15 protein-coding genes are annotated in these 16,154 nt (G+C 63.5%); 11 read left to right on the top strand and 4 right to left on the bottom strand.

What is annotated here, in order from left to right; genetic code table 11:
• Positions 1 to 6: 6 nt before the first annotated feature.
• From MFF62_RS02805 to nadC, 4 genes are all read left to right on the top strand, one after another.
• Positions 7 to 1,362 carry a mechanosensitive ion channel family protein gene (locus MFF62_RS02805; protein ID WP_238259623.1) on the top strand — a complete coding sequence of 452 codons (1,356 nt, stop codon included), beginning with the start codon at positions 7 to 9 and terminating at the stop codon, positions 1,360 to 1,362.
• Between the two features lie 304 nt (positions 1,363 to 1,666).
• Positions 1,667 to 2,857, top strand: a complete 1,191-nt coding sequence (locus MFF62_RS02810; protein WP_238259631.1) for a DesA family fatty acid desaturase — start codon at positions 1,667 to 1,669, stop codon at positions 2,855 to 2,857.
• Between the two features lie 141 nt (positions 2,858 to 2,998).
• Positions 2,999 to 4,153: a quinolinate synthase NadA gene (gene nadA, locus MFF62_RS02815; protein ID WP_238259632.1), complete on the top strand. Its 1,155-nt coding sequence runs from the start codon at positions 2,999 to 3,001 to the stop codon at positions 4,151 to 4,153.
• Positions 4,150 to 5,013: a carboxylating nicotinate-nucleotide diphosphorylase gene (nadC, locus tag MFF62_RS02820; RefSeq protein WP_238259633.1), complete on the top strand. Its 864-nt coding sequence runs from the start codon at positions 4,150 to 4,152 to the stop codon at positions 5,011 to 5,013. Before nadA ends, nadC begins: the two co-directional genes overlap by 4 nt.
• Positions 5,014 to 5,016: 3 nt before the next feature.
• Here the strand turns inward: nadC and nadB are convergent, their stop codons facing one another.
• From nadB to rpmB, 3 genes are all read right to left on the bottom strand, one after another.
• Positions 5,017 to 6,630, bottom strand: a complete 1,614-nt coding sequence (nadB, locus tag MFF62_RS02825) for an L-aspartate oxidase (RefSeq protein WP_238259634.1) — start codon at positions 6,628 to 6,630, stop codon at positions 5,017 to 5,019.
• 165 nt (positions 6,631 to 6,795) lie between these two features.
• A complete protein-coding gene (gene rpmG / locus MFF62_RS02830; RefSeq protein ID WP_029051226.1) occupies positions 6,796 to 6,966 on the bottom strand; it encodes a 50S ribosomal protein L33 in 171 nt (56 codons plus the stop codon).
• A gap of 12 nt (positions 6,967 to 6,978) precedes the next feature.
• Entirely contained in the window at positions 6,979 to 7,212 is a 234-nt protein-coding gene (rpmB, locus tag MFF62_RS02835) for a 50S ribosomal protein L28 (protein ID WP_008644908.1), read from the bottom strand.
• Positions 7,213 to 7,604: 392 nt separating this feature from the next.
• Here rpmB and MFF62_RS02840 point away from each other — a divergent pair, with 392 nt between their 5' ends.
• The 7 genes from MFF62_RS02840 to MFF62_RS02870 all read left to right on the top strand — a co-directional run bounded on the left by MFF62_RS02840 (position 7,605) and on the right by MFF62_RS02870 (position 14,804).
• The gene (locus tag MFF62_RS02840) at positions 7,605 to 8,096 is read left to right on the top strand and encodes an FKBP-type peptidyl-prolyl cis-trans isomerase (RefSeq protein ID WP_238259635.1); all 492 of its coding nucleotides are present in this window, start codon (positions 7,605 to 7,607) and stop codon (positions 8,094 to 8,096) included.
• Positions 8,096 to 9,088, top strand: a complete 993-nt coding sequence (gene ispH, locus MFF62_RS02845; protein WP_404990579.1) for a 4-hydroxy-3-methylbut-2-enyl diphosphate reductase — start codon at positions 8,096 to 8,098, stop codon at positions 9,086 to 9,088. Before MFF62_RS02840 ends, ispH begins: the two co-directional genes overlap by 1 nt.
• Positions 9,089 to 9,748: 660 nt before the next feature.
• The gene (locus MFF62_RS02850) at positions 9,749 to 10,957 is read left to right on the top strand and encodes a branched-chain amino acid ABC transporter substrate-binding protein (RefSeq protein ID WP_238259637.1); all 1,209 of its coding nucleotides are present in this window, start codon (positions 9,749 to 9,751) and stop codon (positions 10,955 to 10,957) included.
• Between the two features lie 219 nt (positions 10,958 to 11,176).
• Positions 11,177 to 12,112, top strand: a complete 936-nt coding sequence (locus MFF62_RS02855) for a branched-chain amino acid ABC transporter permease (protein ID WP_092135156.1) — start codon at positions 11,177 to 11,179, stop codon at positions 12,110 to 12,112.
• Between the two features lie 13 nt (positions 12,113 to 12,125).
• Positions 12,126 to 13,280 (top strand): ABC transporter permease subunit, encoded by a 1,155-nt coding sequence (locus MFF62_RS02860; RefSeq protein WP_238259638.1) that lies wholly within the window; start codon positions 12,126 to 12,128, stop codon positions 13,278 to 13,280.
• A gap of 13 nt (positions 13,281 to 13,293) precedes the next feature.
• Complete coding sequence (locus MFF62_RS02865; RefSeq protein ID WP_238259639.1) at positions 13,294 to 14,070, top strand: ABC transporter ATP-binding protein; 777 nt, start codon at positions 13,294 to 13,296, stop codon at positions 14,068 to 14,070.
• Between the two features lie 17 nt (positions 14,071 to 14,087).
• Positions 14,088 to 14,804, top strand: a complete 717-nt coding sequence (locus tag MFF62_RS02870) for an ABC transporter ATP-binding protein (protein ID WP_238259640.1) — start codon at positions 14,088 to 14,090, stop codon at positions 14,802 to 14,804.
• A 116-nt stretch (positions 14,805 to 14,920) separates the two neighbouring features.
• On the opposite strand, the gene MFF62_RS02875 is transcribed toward MFF62_RS02870, so the two are convergent.
• Positions 14,921 to 16,108, bottom strand: a complete 1,188-nt coding sequence (locus MFF62_RS02875) for an acetylornithine transaminase (RefSeq protein WP_238259641.1) — start codon at positions 16,106 to 16,108, stop codon at positions 14,921 to 14,923.
• Positions 16,109 to 16,154 lie beyond the last annotated feature (46 nt).

Raw genomic sequence — 16,154 nt, forward strand, 5'->3', positions numbered from 1 at the left:
AGGCTGATGAACTCCGACACACTCGCGGCCCTGACACGCTCGCACTCGGTGATGGGCAAGATCCTTGACGATCTGATCAACGACGCGGGCGGGCAGGGGTTCTTCTGGCAGATCGGCATCCTGGCCGGCTGCCTGCTGGTGGCGTGGCCGTTGGCCCGATACGTGGTCAAGCGGCTCGAGGCGCGGTACGCATCGTCAAGCTTCGCGCTGCGCCTTGCGGCCGTCAGCCTCGAGCGCGCGATGTTTCCGCTGATCGCCTGGCTGCTGGTCCTGGTGTCCCGGTATGCGTTGGCGCCGTTTGCGTCCGTCAGCGTGCTGCGGCTGGCGCTGGTGCCGCTGTTCGGCATCACGTCGCTGTATTTCACGTTCTACATCCTGCGCCGGGTGATGTCGGCCAATGGCCAGCTGCACGGCATGCTGGTGCTGGTGGAGAAGGTGCTGACGACGCTGGTCTGGGTCGGCATGGCGCTGTACGTGGTGGGGCTGCTGCCCGACGTGGTGCAGTGGATGGAGGCCGTGCGGTTCCCGGTGGGCGGCAAGCATCCGATCAGTATTGCCGATGCGCTGATGGGGGTCGTCTGGATCCTGCTGACCGTGCTGGCGGCGATGTGGTTCGGATCCTGGCTCGAAGAGCGGCTGATGCGCGCCCATACGCTGGACGCGAACCTGAAGGTGGTGCTGTCGCGCATCGCCAAGGCGCTGCTGCTGCTGGTGTCGCTGCTGCTGAGCCTGTCCCTGGTGGGCATCGACCTGACGGTGCTGTCGGTCTTTGGCGGCGCGTTGGGCGTTGGCCTGGGGCTGGGCCTGCAGAAGATCGCCAGCAACTACATCTCGGGCTTCATCATCCTGCTGGACCGCTCGGTCAAGCTGGGCGACCAGATCACCGTGGACAAGTACACGGGCATCGTGTCGCAGATCCGCACGCGTTACACCGTCGTACGCAACGGCGACGGCGAGACGCTGGTGCCGAATGAACAGCTCGTGGCGCAGTCGGTGCAGAACCATTCGTTCTCGGGCACCAACGTACGCGTGGCGGTGAGAGTCCAGGCCGATTACCAGACCGACCCCGAAACGGTGATCACGCTGCTGCAGGACTGTGTGCGCAATATTCCACGTGTGCTGCCCGAGCCGGTGCCGAGCGCCTTCCTCGTGGCCTTTTCCGATAGCGGCATCGAGTACGAAATTGCCGTCAACATCGCCGATCCGCAGAACGGCAAGCTCGGGGTGCAATCCGCGATGAATCGTGCCATTTGGCGCACGTTCCAGGAACACGGTGTATCGATTCCCTATCCGCAGCGAGAACTGCGGGTGCTCAATCCGGCACCGGGTGCCGCTCCATTCGCCGCTGCCAGCCAGGATTGAGTCGTTCCTGCGTCACCTGCGGAACGAATGTCACCAGCGTGTATCAAAGTCGGGGAAATAGCGGATGTCCCCCTCGCCGCGATCCGGTAGAATGCTGGGTTGTCGCGGGTATACGGATATCCGCAGCCCCACTCCAGACAACCGCCAGATTGCAGCGGTTCGTGCCTCGGCCGGCGCCCTCAGGGTAACGCCCACGCCAGAAAGCTATCGCAATCGTTGAATTTGCAGTCTTTTTTCTGCGCGACAGGTGCGCCGCACGGTGGTGCCGCGCTGCAAACACTCGTATTACGACGGAGAACATAGTTTGTTCGACACTATTCTTGACTGGGCCGCCAACGGCCTTGCCAACTGGTCCTGGTGGGAGATCGTGATCTACACGCTCGTGGTGACTCACATCACCATCGCCGGCGTGACCATCTTCCTGCACCGCTGCATGGCGCACCGGTCGCTGGACCTCCATCCGATCGCCCAGCACTTCTTCCGCTTCTGGCTCTGGATGACCACGGGCATGGTGACCAAGGAATGGACCGCCATCCACCGCAAGCACCACGCCAAGTGCGAGACCGAGGACGATCCGCACAGCCCGCAGACCCGTGGCATCCGCAAGGTGCTGCTGGAAGGCGCGGAGCTGTATCGCGCCGAGTCCAAGAACAAGGAAACCATCGCCAAGTTCGGCCATGGCACGCCCAATGACTGGGTCGAGCGCAACGTGTACTCGCGCTTCGGCTGGCAGGGCGTTGGCCTGATGCTGATCATCGACCTGGCGCTGTTCGGCGTGATCGGCATGACCGTGTGGGCCGTGCAGATGCTGTGGATCCCGATCCATGCCGCCGGCATCATCAATGGCCTGGGCCACTGGTGGGGCTATCGCAACTACGATTGCGAGGACGCATCGACCAACGTGTCGCCGTGGGGCTTCATCATTGGTGGCGAAGAGCTGCACAACAACCACCACACGTATCCGACGTCGGCCAAGTTCTCGATCAAGTGGTACGAGATCGACGTGGGCTGGTGGTACATCCGCGCGATGCAGTCGGTGGGCCTGGCCAAGGTCAAGAAGACCCCGCCCAAGGCACGCCTGGTGGAAGCGCGTCCGGTGGACCACAACACGCTGGAAGCGATCATCGCCAACCGTTACGACGTGATGGCCCGCTATGCCAAGGCGCTGAAGAGCGCGTACAAGGCCGAACTGCGCAAGCACAAGGAAGGCAATTCGCCCGAGTACAAGAGCTACAAGCCGGCCCGCAAGTGGATTCACCGCGAGGAAATGAAACTGGCCGCGCCACAACGTCTGCAACTGGCCAGCATTACCGAGCAGAACAAGATGCTCCACACCTATGTGGAAATGCGCCGCGAGCTGGCCGTGATCTGGGGCCGCTCGAACATGACGCGCGAGCAACTGCTGAGCCAACTGCAAGCGTGGTGCCATCGCGCCGAGGCTAGCGGCATTCAGGCACTGCAGGAGTTTTCGCTGCGCCTGCGCCGATACGCCTGATACAATCGCCGACGCGCCCGTCATGGCTAAAAGCCCCGCCCCAAGGCGGGGCTTTTCTTTTGGCTACACTCCCCCATGTTTCCGGCATAGATCGCGCGCTCGAGCGCGGCGGCCACGGGTGCCCCGAGGAGTACTGCACAGATGACCCCACAATCGATCAAGACCGTCGAGTTCGAAAAACCGAACCTCGCGGATGCCGAAAATGCTGCCGGCGGCAGTTGCGTGGCCCACGCGTGGGCCAAGGTGCCCCCGGCGCTGACGCCCGATGAGCGCGGCGCGCTGAAAGACCGTATCCGCAAGCTGCTCAAGGAGCGCAACGCGGTGCTGGTGGCGCACTACTACGTTGACGCCGACCTGCAGGACCTGGCCGAGGAAACCGGCGGCTGCGTGTCCGATTCGCTCGAAATGGCACGCTTTGGCCGTGACCACGCTGCACAGACGCTGGTCGTGGCCGGTGTGCGCTTCATGGGCGAGACGGCCAAGATCCTGAGCCCGGAAAAGACCATCCTGATGCCGGACCTCGATGCCACGTGCTCGCTGGACCTGGGCTGCCCGGCCGACGAATTCACCGCATTCTGCGATGCGCATCCCGACCGCACGGTCGTGGTCTACGCCAACACCAGCGCGGCCGTGAAGGCACGCGCCGACTGGATGGTGACGTCCAGCATCGGCCTGAAGATCGTGGAACACCTGCACGCGCGCGGCGAGAAGATTCTCTGGGCACCGGACAAGCACCTGGGCGGCTATATCCAGAAGCAGACCGGCGCCGACATGCTGTTGTGGCAGGGCTCCTGCCTGGTGCATGACGAGTTCAAGGGCATCGAGCTCGACCTGCTGCGCCGCGAGCATCCGAAGGCCAAGATCCTGGTGCACCCGGAGTCGCCGGCCAACGTGGTGGAGCAGGCCGATGTGGTGGGCTCAACGAGCCAGCTCATCGCAGCTGCCCAGCAGCTCGATGCCAACGAATTCATCGTGGCCACCGATAACGGCATCCTGCACAAGATGCGCATGGCCGCGCCGGGCAAGATGTTCATCGAGGCACCCACGGCCGGCAACAGCGCCACCTGCAAGAGCTGCGCGCACTGCCCGTGGATGGCCATGAATGCGCTGACCAACCTGGCCGAAGTGCTGGAGACTGGCCGCAACGAGATCCACGTCGACGCCGCCATCGGCCGCCGTGCCGTGACGTGCATCGACCGCATGCTCGATTTCGCCGCGCAGCAGAAGGCCAATGTGCGACCCGCCGCCGACCTTGCCAAAGAGGCCGCGTTGTTCCAGGGAGTAGGTCCGGCATGAGCGTCAATCCGGTTTTCGATCGCTACGGCCCGGCGCTGGTTGCCGCGCTGAACGCCAACGTGCAGGCCGCCATCGCCGAGGATGTGGGCACTGGTGACCTGACCGGCCTGCTGGTGCCGGCCGACAAGCCCGTGCAGGCACGCGTCATCGTGCGCGAGGCGGCGGTGCTGTGTGGCCGCCCGTGGTTCGAGGCCTGCATGAAGGCTGTCGACGAACGGCTGCAGGTCACGTGGCTCAAGGAAGAGGGCGCGCGGATGGCGCCCGACGACGTGGTCTGCGAGATCACGGGCCCTGCGCGCGCGTTGCTGACGGCCGAGCGTCCGTCGCTGAATTTCCTGCAACTGCTCTCTGGCGTGGCCACGGCCACGCGCCGCTATGCCGACCTGATCGCGGACACCCGCGCCCGCGTGCTCGATACACGCAAGACGCTGCCGGGGCTGCGGCTCGCGCAGAAGTACGCGGTGAAGGTGGGCGGGGGTGAGAACCAGCGCCTGGCGCTGTACGACGGCATCCTGATCAAGGAAAACCACATCGCCGCGGCCGGCAGCATCACGGCGGCCATGCAGGCCGCGCTGGCGTTGGGCACCGATGCCTCGATCCAGATCGAGGTGGAGTCGATCGCCGAACTCGAAGAGGCACTGGCGGCAGGCGCCAAATCGGTGCTGATCGATAACTTCACGCTGGAAATGATGCGCGAGGCCGTGGCACTGAACCACGACCGTGCACTGCTGGAAGTCTCCGGCGGCGTGAACTACGAAACGATCCGCAGGTTCGCCGAGACCGGTGTCGACCGTATCTCGGTTGGCGCGCTGACCAAGGATGTGCGCGCGACCGACTACTCGCTGCGCATCATTGGCTGACGTTCAACGACGGTGCTGCCGATGGCGGGTCGCTCGGCTCGTCAGCGGCTGCAGCACCGTCGGCAATGCCTTGGGCAGCGTCTCCGGATAGTCGCGGCTGTAATGCAAGCCACGGCTCTCGTGACGCGAGTACGCGCTGTCGACGATCAGCGACGCCACTTCCACGAGGTTGCGCAGTTCCAGCAGGTCGCGCGTGACGCGGAAGTTCGCGTAGTACTCGGCGATCTCCTCGCGCAGCAGGCCAATGCGATGCTGCGCGCGCTCCAGTCGCTTGTCCGTGCGGACAATGCCCACGTAGTTCCACATCATGCGGCGCAACTCGTCCCAGTTGTGCGATACCACCACTTCCTCATCGGCATCCGACACCTGGCTCTCATCCCAGGCCGGCAGCGCGATATCGGGCGCTCCGGATTTGCCCTGCGAGGCAATGTCGGTGGCCGCGGCCTGGCCGATCACCATGCATTCGAGCAGTGAATTCGACGCAAGGCGGTTGGCGCCGTGCAGGCCCGTCGAGCCGGTTTCGCCCACGGCGTAGAGGTTGTTGATGTCGGTGCGGCCAGCGGTGTCCGTGACAACGCCGCCACACGTGTAGTGCGCGGCGGGCACCACGGGGATCGGTTGGCGCGTGATGTCGATACCCAGTTCCAGGCAGCGTGCGTAGATCGTCGGGAAGTGTTCCTTCAGGAACGATTCGGGCTGGTGCGTGATATCGAGATAGACGCAGTCCAGGCCGCGCTTCTTCATTTCGAAGTCGATGGCGCGGGCCACCACGTCGCGCGGCGCCAGTTCGGCGCGCTCGTCGTGCTCGGGCATGAATCGCGTGCCGTCCGGCAGCTTCAGCAGGCCACCTTCGCCGCGCACCGCTTCCGAGATCAGGAACGACTTCGCGTACGGGTGGTAGAGGCAGGTCGGGTGGAACTGGATGAATTCCATGTTCGACACACGGCAGCCTGCCCGCCAGGCCATGGCGATGCCGTCGCCGGTCGCCGTGTCGGGGTTGGTCGTGTACAGGTAGACCTTGCCGGCGCCGCCGGCCGCCAGCACGGTGTGCGTTGCCGTGATGGTGCGGACTTCGTCGGTGGCCACATCGAGCACGTAAAGCCCGTAGCAGCGGTTGCCCGGCAGCCCCAGCTTGTCCGATGTGATCAGGTCGATCGCGAACTGGTCTTCCAGGATGGTGATGTTCGGATGCTTGCGCGCCTGTTCCACCAGCGTGGAGACCACGGCGTGACCCGTGGCGTCGGCCGCGTGGATGATGCGGCGACGGCTGTGGCCGCCTTCGCGTGTCAGGTGGAAGCCCAGTTCTGCCTGCTCGTCGCGCGTGAACGGCACGCCGCGGTCGATCAGCCACTGGATGGCTTCGCGCCCATGCTCCACGATGAAGCGCGTCGCTTCCTCGTCGCAGAGTCCCGCACCGGCAACGAGCGTGTCCTGCGTGTGCTCGTCGTGGCTGTCACCGGAGTCGAGCACCGCTGCGATGCCGCCCTGTGCCCAGTCGCTGGCTCCCGTTGTCATGGCGCGTTTGCTGAGGATGACAACCCGGTGTGTATCGGCCAGCTGCAGCGCGACGGTAAGGCCGGCCAAACCGCTGCCGACTATCGCGACATCGTAGTTCATGGTGCAGGGGGATCGCTTTTGGGGCGAAAGCGTGATGGGGGAAAGCTGGGAAGTCTACACCGGCTTGCCACAATACTGACATCATTCCCTTGTCGGACAAGGGTCGGCGCCCCAAAGCAAAAAGCCCCGCGAGGGCGGGGCTTTCGGCTGAAGACCAACGATCAATTACTTGATCTTGGTTTCCTTGTAAGGCACGTGCTTGCGGGCGATGGGATCGAACTTCGAGATCTCCATCTTTTCCGGCATGGTGCGCTTGTTCTTGGTGGTCGTGTAGAAATGACCCGTACCTGCGGTCGATTCCAGCTTGATCTTGTCGCGTCCGCCTTTGCTGGCCATGGTGTACTCCTATTAGACTTCGCCGCGTGCGCGCAGGTCTGCGAGCACGGCGTCGATGCCTTTCTTGTCGATCAGGCGCAGACCGGCGTTCGAGACGCGCAGGCTCACCCAGCGGTTTTCCGATTCAACGAAGAAGCGGCGGTTCTGCAGGTTGGGCAGAAAACGGCGCTTGGTCTTGTTGTTTGCGTGGGAAACGTTGTTGCCGACCATCGGCGCTTTCCCGGTCACTTGACAGACGCGTGCCATGAAGCACTCCTAAATCTTATTCGTGGACAATGTTCGCAACAGATCAACAAAAGGCGCGCGGCCCGGACTGCAGCGGATTGGTTGGTACTTCAGCGAAACGAACATTATAGACCGGAAACGAGCGACGAATCAATGCCTTCCGACAGATTCGGAAGCGGGCTGTTGCGCCGTGCCGCCTGCGTCACGTGAAAAAGCCACGTCAGGGACGCCCGGTCATGTTCAGGGCATCGCGCGAGACGCGATGCGGGCCACACTCTAATAGGACGGGTTGGCGTTGTCCAGCGCGGCGCGCCGGGGCGCCGCCGCAGGCGCATTCCCACACAATGCCGCAGGCGCCCGGGCGGTGAACCGTCCAGTCGAATACAATGGCGGCTGTTGACCGGTTGATTCCCATGACTTTGCAAACGACTTCGCCAGAGGCGGGCCACGGCGCCGCCACGGCGTCCAAGACCGTCCAGGCCGATTCCTTCCTGACGCTCCATTACAGTATCGCCCTCGAAAACGGCACCGAAGTGGTGAGCACGTTCGAGGAAAAGCCGGCCACGCTGCTGCTGGGCCAGGGCCAGATGGCTCCGACGCTGGAGCAAGCCTTGCTGGGCATGCCCGAAGGCCAGCGCATGACGTACCGCCTGGACGCGGAACACGCGTTCGGTCCGCGCAACCCTGAATTGCTGCAGTGGGTCTCGTTGGCCACGCTGCGCGAGAACAGCTCGTTCGAAGAGGAATACACCCCCGGCGATCTCGTCGAATTCAATGCGCCTGGCGGCGGCAAGTACGCCGGGGTGCTGAAGGAATACGGCGACACCGCGGCACTCTTCGACTTCAACCACCCGCTGGCCGGACAGGTGATCCTGTTCGACGTCCAGCTGATCGGAATTCTCTGATGTCTGCCGTGGCGATGGAACGCAGCATGACCGAACTGACTACCTCGGCCGACGCCGAAATCCTGATGGCGCAGCCGCGCGGCTTCTGCGCCGGCGTGGACCGTGCGATCGAAATCGTCGAACGCGCGCTGTCGCTGTTTGGTGCGCCGATCTACGTGCGGCACGAAATCGTGCACAACGCCTACGTGGTGGCCGACCTGCGCAAGAAGGGTGCGGTCTTCATCGACGAGCTCGAGGAAGTGCCGGCCGGCTCGACGGTCATCTTCAGTGCGCACGGCGTTTCGAAGGAAGTGCGCGCCGACGCCACGCAGCGCGGCCTGACCGTGTTCGACGCCACCTGCCCGCTGGTGACCAAGGTTCACGTGGAAGTTGGCAAGATGCGCGCCGAAGGCTGCGAGATCATCATGATCGGCCACAAGGGGCACCCCGAGGTGGAAGGCACGATGGGCCAGTCCGAACAGGGCATGCTGCTGGTGGAATCGGTCGACGACGTGAACCGGCTGGTGGTCAGCGACCCGACCCAGCTTGCCTACGTCACGCAGACCACGCTGTCCGTGGACGAGACCGCCGAGATCGTGACTGCGCTGAAGGCGCGTTTCCCGAGCATCCGCGAGCCCAAGAAGCAGGACATCTGCTACGCCACGCAGAATCGCCAGGACGCCGTGAAGTTCATGGTGCCGCAGGTGGAAGTGGTGATCGTGGTGGGCAGCCCGAACAGCTCGAACTCGAATCGTCTGCGCGAACTGGCCGACCGCCTGGGCGTGCCGGCCTACATGGTCGACGATCCCGAGCAGCTCAAGCCCGAATGGGTAGCCGGCAAGCGCCGCATCGGCCTGACCGCCGGCGCCTCGGCGCCCGAGGCGCTGGCGCAGGCCATCGTCGAGCGCCTGCGCTCGTTTGGCGTCAAGAGCGTGCGCGCGCTGGAAGGCGTGGAAGAGAACATGTCGTTCCCGCTGCCGCGCGGCCTGGCCAGCGTGTCGGTGCAGTCCTGATGCACCCGGGCGGTTGCGCCCGGCCTCCCCGCTAGTCCCCCCGAACGCCGCTGGCCTGCCGCCCGCGGCGTTCGCGTTTGAAGCACCCATCCCACTCCCGTCCCACTGCATCCACTCAGTTGCACCGCCCCGGTGCGCCCGGTAGTACCTCTCCCCATACATTTAATCGGTGCGCCACCCCACGTAATGCCGCATTAGGCCGATTATCCGATTCATGGCTGTACGGACACGCAGACAATATCAGGGTAATCCCGGAGAATGGGGTTTTCCCTATTATGGTGCGGCGTGACATTCTGCACATTAGAGCAGGTGCCGGTTTAATGGAATGAAATGCCTAATTAATAAAGTGGCATTATAGGTGGCGCCAACATGGCTTAAATCGTGGCCTGTGCGTCTCTCCAGGCGCTGCAGGCATGATTCTTGAAAGGGAAGGAGACGGGCCTGCCAAGTGGGCGGAGATTGCCCCAATCTGTGCATTGGGGAAATTCCCTAGCTCATTTGACGGGTAAATGGTTCAGGTTGTTGCGTCGCGTATTGCATCCGCAAAGAAAGGGGATACAATGCGCGCGTTTCAAATTGAAACTAAACAAAGGCGGTCCAGGGAATACGTCCGGGAGGCGTAGTTATTTCCCTGTTTTTGTGAATCCTAGGAGATCACTCATGCAATTCACGTTTGCCAAGATTCTGCCGATCGCGGCCGCTGTGGCGCTGGTCGCTGCATGTGGCAAGAAGGAAGAAAAGCCGGCTGATGCGGCAGCATCTGCACCGGCAGCCGCCGCCGCGCCTGCTGCAGCAGGTGGTGGTGAAACCGTGGTCAAGATTGGCCACGCCGCTCCGCTGACCGGCGGCATTGCCCACCTTGGCAAGGACAACGAAAACGGCGCCCGCCTGGCCGTCGAGGAAGTCAACAAGACCGGTCTGGAGATCGGCGGCAAGAAGATCAAGCTGGAACTGGTGGGCGAAGACGACGCCGCCGATCCGAAGACCGGCACCGCCGTGGCCCAGAAGCTGGTGGACGCCAAGGTCGTGGCCGTGGTCGGTCACCTGAACTCGGGCGTGTCGATCCCGGCTTCGAAGATCTACAGCGATGCTGGCATCGTCCAGATCTCGCCGTCGTCGACCAACCCCGACTACACGAAGCAAGGCTTCAAGACCACGTACCGCGTGGTGGCTACCGACGCCCAGCAGGGCCCGGCACTGGCCAACTACGCAGCCAAGAGCCTGCACGCCAAGAGCGTGGCGATCGTTGACGACGCCACCGCCTACGGCAAGGGCCTGGCCGACGAGTTCGAGAAGACCGCCAAGGCCGCAGGCGTGAACGTGGTGGCACGTGAAGCCACCAACGACAAGGCCACGGACTTCAAGGCCATTCTGACCAAGATCAAGGGCAAGAAGCCGGACGTGATCATGTACGGCGGCATGGATGCCACCGGCGGTCCGTTCGCCAAGCAAGCCAAGGAACTGGGCATCTCGTCGAAGATCGTCGGCGGTGACGGCGTCTGTACCGACAAGGTGGCCGAACTGGCTGGCGACGCAGTGTCGAACCTGATCTGCTCGGAAGCTGGCCTGGCCCTCTCGAAGATGGAAACGGGCGCCGATTTCGAGAAGCGCTACCAGGCACGTTTCAACTCGCCGGTGCAGATCTACGCACCGTTCACCTATGACGCCGTGATGGTGGTCGTGGATGCGATGAAGCGCGCCAACTCGGCCGAACCGGCTGCCATCCTGGCCGAAATGCCCAAGACGAACTACAAGGGCGTGATCGGCAACATCGCCTTTGACGAAAAGGGCGACATGAAGGAAGGCACCATCACGCTGTACGAGTACAAGGACAAGAAGAAGTCCGTCCTCGACGTCGTGAAGATGTAATCCGGGCTTACCGGCCCCATCGAACGGCACCGTAAGTACTTTGCGGTGCCGTTCTTTTTAGTCTCGCCAACGTGTTATCAGCATCCTTACCATGGGTGGAACAGGGCGGGCGGCACACCAGCAAACTGAATACCAACCTACCCGACCTATCCAACATTACCGTCCCTTCCGAGGCATCCACACCATGCCGGCCGGAGCGGGGCTGAAGCAGGAGTTTTCATGGATATCTTTATCCAGCAGATCGTGAACGGTCTGGTGCTCGGCAGCATCTATGCGCTGATCGCACTGGGCTACACCATGGTCTACGGCATTCTGGGCATCATCAACTTCGCTCACGGCGACGTACTGATGATTGGCGCGCTGACCGCTTTGTCGGCAATCTTGGGGCTGCAGAAATTCGCGCCCGGCCTGCCCGAATGGCTGACGCTGGTGATCGCCACGCTGATCGCCATGCCCGTCTGTGCAGTGCTTGCCTATACGATTGAACGCGTGGCTTACCGGCCGTTGCGCAATGCGCCGCGCCTGGCCCCGCTGATTACCGCGATCGGTGTCTCGATCATCCTCCAGACCATGGGGATGCTGATCTGGTCGCGCAACCCGCTGACGTTCCCGCAGCTGCTTCCTTCGGAACCGATCGACATCGGATCCACCGGCGCCACCATCACCGGCAAGGAAATGGTCATCATTGGCCTGGCCGTGATGGTCATGGCTGGCCTGCTGGCCCTGGTGAACCGCACCAAGCTCGGCCGCGCCATGCGCGCCACCGCCGAGAACCAGAAGGTGGCGGGCCTGATGGGCGTGAACCCCAACTTCGTGATTTCGGCCACGTTCATGATCGGCGCCACGCTGGCGGCGCTGGCGGGCGTGATGATGGCCACCAACTACGGCAACGCGCACTTCTACATGGGCTTCATTCCCGGCCTGAAGGCGTTCACGGCAGCCGTGCTGGGCGGCATCGGCAACCTGGCGGGCGCCATGGTGGGCGGCATGCTGCTGGGCCTGATCGAGGCACTGGGCGCCGGCTACATCGGCGACCTGACCAACGGGGTGTTCGGCTCGAACTACCAGGACGTGTTTGCGTTCATCGTGCTGATTACCGTACTCGTGTTCCGTCCGTCCGGCATCATGGGCGAACGCGTGGCCGATCGCGCCTGAGGAGAGAGAATCCATGAATACTCCGATTCCATCCACGGCCGTGGCCGCGCCGTCGCGCGTGCCGGCCAAGACCCTGGCCGCGCTGCTGGTCTTCCTGGCGGTGGCGCTGTGCGCCCCGTTCTTCGTCCAGACCTTTGGCGGCAACTACTGGGTGCGCGTGCTCGACTTCGCGCTGCTGTACATCATGCTGGCGCTGGGCCTGAACATCGTGGTCGGCTTTGCCGGCCTGCTCGACCTGGGCTATATCGCGTTCTACGCGGTGGGCGCCTACAGCATGGCGCTGCTCGGGTCGCCGCACCTGTCCAACCAGTTCGAGTGGATCCACCAGCTTTTCCCGAACGGTATTCACCTGACGATGTGGCTGGTGCTGCCATGCGCGTTGCTCATCGCGGCCACCTTTGGTGTGCTGCTGGGGGCGCCGACGCTGAAGCTGCGCGGCGACTACCTGGCCATCGTGACGCTGGGCTTCGGCGAGATCATCCGGATCTTCATGAACAACCTGGACCGTCCGGTGAACATCACCAACGGCCCCAAGGGCATCACGGCGGTAGACCCGGTACATATCTTCGGCTTCGATTTCTCGAAGTCGCACGAGATCTTCGGCATGAAGTTCACGCCGGTGTTCATGTACTACTACCTGCTGGTGTTCCTGGTCATCGTGATCGTGTTCATCTGCCTGCGCCTGCAGAACTCCCGTATCGGACGCGCCTGGGTGGCCATCCGTGAAGACGAGATCGCGGCCAAGGCGATGGGTATCAACACCCGCAACATGAAGCTGCTGGCGTTTGCCATGGGCGCATCGTTCGGCGGCGCCTCGGGCGCGGTGTTCGGCGCGTTCCAGGGTTTTGTGTCGCCGGAATCGTTCACGCTGTGGGAATCGATCTACGTCCTGGCCATCGTGGTGCTGGGCGGCATGGGCCATATCCCGGGCGTGATCCTGGGCGGCATCCTGCTGGTGGGTTTCCAGGAACTGCTGCGCGTGGTGGCGGAACCGATGCAGACCGGCCTGTTCGGCCACGTGATCGTCGATGCCGAAGTGCTGCGCCAGTTGCTGTTCGGCCTGGCCCTGGTGGGGGTGATGCTGTATCGCCCGGCAGGCATCTGGCCGTCGCCGCGCAAGGAAGACCGTCCGGTGGTGCGCCGCGCGGGCAGCGTTGGCCGTTTCTGAGCAGGAGGACACTATGAGCAATTCCGAATTCCTCCTGTCCGTACAGGGGGTCAACAAGCGTTTCGGCGGCCTGCAGGCACTGTCCGATGTGGGCCTGCAGATCAAGCCCGGTGAGATCTATGGCCTGATCGGCCCGAACGGCGCCGGCAAGACCACGTTCTTCAACGTGATCACGGGCCTGTACACGCCGGACTCCGGCGACTTCGTGCTGGGCGGCAAGCCGTATCAGCCGACGGCCGTGCATGAAGTGGCCAAGACCGGCATCGCCCGCACGTTCCAGAACATCCGCCTGTTTGGCGACATGACCGCACTGGAAAACGTGATGGTGGGCCGCCACGTGCGCACCAAGGCCGGTATCTTTGGCGCCGTGTTCCGTCCGCCCGCGGTGCGCCGCGAGGAAGAGGGCATCGAGGACATGGCCCACGACCTGCTGGACTACGTCGGCATTGGCAAGTACGCCAATTTCACGTCGAAGAACCTGTCGTACGGCCACCAGCGCCGCCTGGAGATCGCCCGTGCGCTGGCCACGGAACCCAAGCTGCTGGCGCTGGACGAACCGGCCGCCGGCATGAACGCCACCGAGAAGGTGGAGCTGCGCGGGCTGCTGGAAAAGATCAAGAACGATGGCAAGACCATCCTGCTGATCGAGCACGACGTGAAGCTGGTGATGGGCCTGTGCAACCGCCTGACCGTGCTGGACTACGGCAAGGTCATCGCGCAGGGCCTGCCGCATGATGTCCAGAACAATCCTGCCGTGATCGAGGCCTACCTCGGCGCGTCGGCGCACTAAGGCGGGAGGCAAGCAACATGACACAGACGATTCTGAAGATTTCCGGCCTGAAGGTGTCCTACGGCGGCATTCAGGCCGTCAAGGGCGTGGACCTGGAGATCCAGGACGGTGAACTGGTGACGCTGATCGGCGCCAACGGTGCCGGCAAGACCACGACCATGAAGGCCATCACCGGGCTGCAGGGCTGGGCCGGCGGCGATGTGGAGTACATGGGCAAGTCCATCAAGGGCGTGCCCAGCTACAAGCTGCTCAAGCAGGGCCTGGCGATGGTGCCGGAAGGCCGCGGCGTGTTCGCGCGCATGACCATCACCGAGAACCTGCAGATGGGGGCGTACACGCGTGACGACGAGGCCGGTATCAAGTCCGACATCGACCGCATGTTCGAGACGTTCCCGCGCCTGAAGGAGCGTGCCAACCAGCTGGCCGGCACGATGTCGGGCGGCGAGCAGCAGATGCTGGCCATGGCGCGTGCGCTGATGAGCCAGCCCAAGCTGCTGCTGCTGGACGAACCGTCGATGGGTCTCTCGCCGATCATGGTCGAGAAGATCTTCGAGGTGGTGCGTACCGTGTCGTCACAGGGCGTGACCGTGCTGCTGGTGGAGCAGAACGCCCGCCTGGCGCTGCAGGCCGCGCACCGCGGCTACGTGATGGAGTCCGGCCTGATCACCATGAGCGGCGACGCCAAGCAGATGCTGGACGACCCGAAGGTGCGGGCGGCGTATCTGGGGGAGTAACCCACCGTCAGGCGTGCTCCCCTCTCCCGCGAAGTGGGAAAGGGGAGCAAAAACAGCAAGCAGCAACCGAAAAAAAGCCTCGCAACCGCGAGGCTTTTTTCTTTGCACCAGCTTACTTACGCCAGCTTCTTCAGCAGATCGCGCAGCATGCCGATCATCTGGTCGATCTCTTCGCGCGTCACGTTCAGGGCCGGCATGAAGCGCAGCAGGTTCGGGCGCGGTGCGTTCAGCAGCAGGCCAGTCGGATTCATCTCGCGGGCTTCTTCCACGATCTGCGGGCCGATGTCCTTGCCCAGCACCAGTGCGCGCAGCAGGCCTTCACCGCGTTCGCCACCCAGGCCGAACTCGGCGGACAGCGCCAGCAGTTGCTCGCGCAGGTACTGGCCCTTGGCCTTCACGTCATCCAGGAAGCCCGGCGCGGTCAGTTGCGAGATCACCGAGCTGCCCACCGCCGTCATCAGCGGGTTGCCGTTGTAGGTACCGCCCTGGTCGCCGGCCTCGAAGCTGGCCACATCGGCCTTGCACAGCAGCGCGGAGAGGGGCACGCCACCGCCGATGCCCTTGCCCAGCGTCATGATGTCCGGCTCAACGCCCGACAGTTCGTACGCGAACAACGTGCCGCAGCGGCCGCAGCCGGTCTGCACTTCATCGACGATCAGCAGCAGCTTGTGCTTGTCGGCCAGCGCGCGCAGCCCCTGCATGAATTCGCGGCTGGCGGGGATCACGCCGCCTTCGCCCTGCACCGGCTCCAGCATGATGCCGACCGTCTTGTCGGTGATCAGCTTTTCCACCGATGCCAGGTCGTTGAGCTCGGCCTTCGGGAAGCCCGGCACCTGCGGCGCGAAGATCGTGTCCCAGCCGGCCTTGCCCGACGCGCTCATGGTCGCCAGCGTGCGGCCATGGAAGCTGTGGTCCATCGTGATGATCTCGAAGGCGCCGTTCTTGTGCTTGCGGCCCCATTTGCGCGCCAGCTTGATCGCGCCTTCGTTGGCTTCGGCGCCGCTGTTGGCGAAGAACACCTTGTCGAAGCAGCTGTTGTCGGTCAGCTGGCCGGCCAGCTTCAGCATCGGCTCGTTGTAGAACGCCGGGCTCGGGTTCAGCAGCTTGCGCGCCTGCTTTTCCAGCGCCTCGATCATGCCCTCGTTCGAGTGGCCCAGTGCGTTGACTGCCCAGCCCTGCACGAAATCCAGATAGCGCTTGCCGTTATGGTCCGTCAGCCACGAGCCCTTGCCTTCGGTGAAGACCAGTTCGGGGCGGTTGGTGATGTACATCAGCGATTGGACGGGAAACTCAGCAAATGCCATGGCGGACTCCTGGGGTCGGCATGAAACGATGGACGGACAAAAACAA

It is taken from the genome of Cupriavidus pauculus (assembly GCF_022179805.1).
GTDB lineage: Bacteria > Pseudomonadota > Gammaproteobacteria > Burkholderiales > Burkholderiaceae > Cupriavidus > Cupriavidus pauculus_E.

Excerpts from the sequence above, each read along its gene's own strand:
- ispH (WP_404990579.1), top strand. The coding sequence starts at position 8,096 with ATGTCTGCCGTGGCGATGGAACGCAGCATGACCGAACTGACTACCTCG.
- rpmB (WP_008644908.1), bottom strand. The coding sequence starts at position 7,212 with ATGGCACGCGTCTGTCAAGTGACCGGGAAAGCGCCGATGGTCGGCAAC.
- nadA (WP_238259632.1), top strand. The coding sequence starts at position 2,999 with ATGACCCCACAATCGATCAAGACCGTCGAGTTCGAAAAACCGAACCTC.
- MFF62_RS02875 (WP_238259641.1), bottom strand. The coding sequence starts at position 16,108 with ATGGCATTTGCTGAGTTTCCCGTCCAATCGCTGATGTACATCACCAAC.
- MFF62_RS02860 (WP_238259638.1), top strand. The coding sequence starts at position 12,126 with ATGAATACTCCGATTCCATCCACGGCCGTGGCCGCGCCGTCGCGCGTG.
- nadC (WP_238259633.1), top strand. The coding sequence starts at position 4,150 with ATGAGCGTCAATCCGGTTTTCGATCGCTACGGCCCGGCGCTGGTTGCC.
- nadB (WP_238259634.1), bottom strand. The coding sequence starts at position 6,630 with ATGAACTACGATGTCGCGATAGTCGGCAGCGGTTTGGCCGGCCTTACC.
- rpmG (WP_029051226.1), bottom strand. The coding sequence starts at position 6,966 with ATGGCCAGCAAAGGCGGACGCGACAAGATCAAGCTGGAATCGACCGCA.
- MFF62_RS02855 (WP_092135156.1), top strand. The coding sequence starts at position 11,177 with ATGGATATCTTTATCCAGCAGATCGTGAACGGTCTGGTGCTCGGCAGC.
- MFF62_RS02840 (WP_238259635.1), top strand. The coding sequence starts at position 7,605 with ATGACTTTGCAAACGACTTCGCCAGAGGCGGGCCACGGCGCCGCCACG.
- MFF62_RS02865 (WP_238259639.1), top strand. The coding sequence starts at position 13,294 with ATGAGCAATTCCGAATTCCTCCTGTCCGTACAGGGGGTCAACAAGCGT.
- MFF62_RS02805 (WP_238259623.1), top strand. The coding sequence starts at position 7 with ATGAACTCCGACACACTCGCGGCCCTGACACGCTCGCACTCGGTGATG.
- MFF62_RS02870 (WP_238259640.1), top strand. The coding sequence starts at position 14,088 with ATGACACAGACGATTCTGAAGATTTCCGGCCTGAAGGTGTCCTACGGC.
- MFF62_RS02850 (WP_238259637.1), top strand. The coding sequence starts at position 9,749 with ATGCAATTCACGTTTGCCAAGATTCTGCCGATCGCGGCCGCTGTGGCG.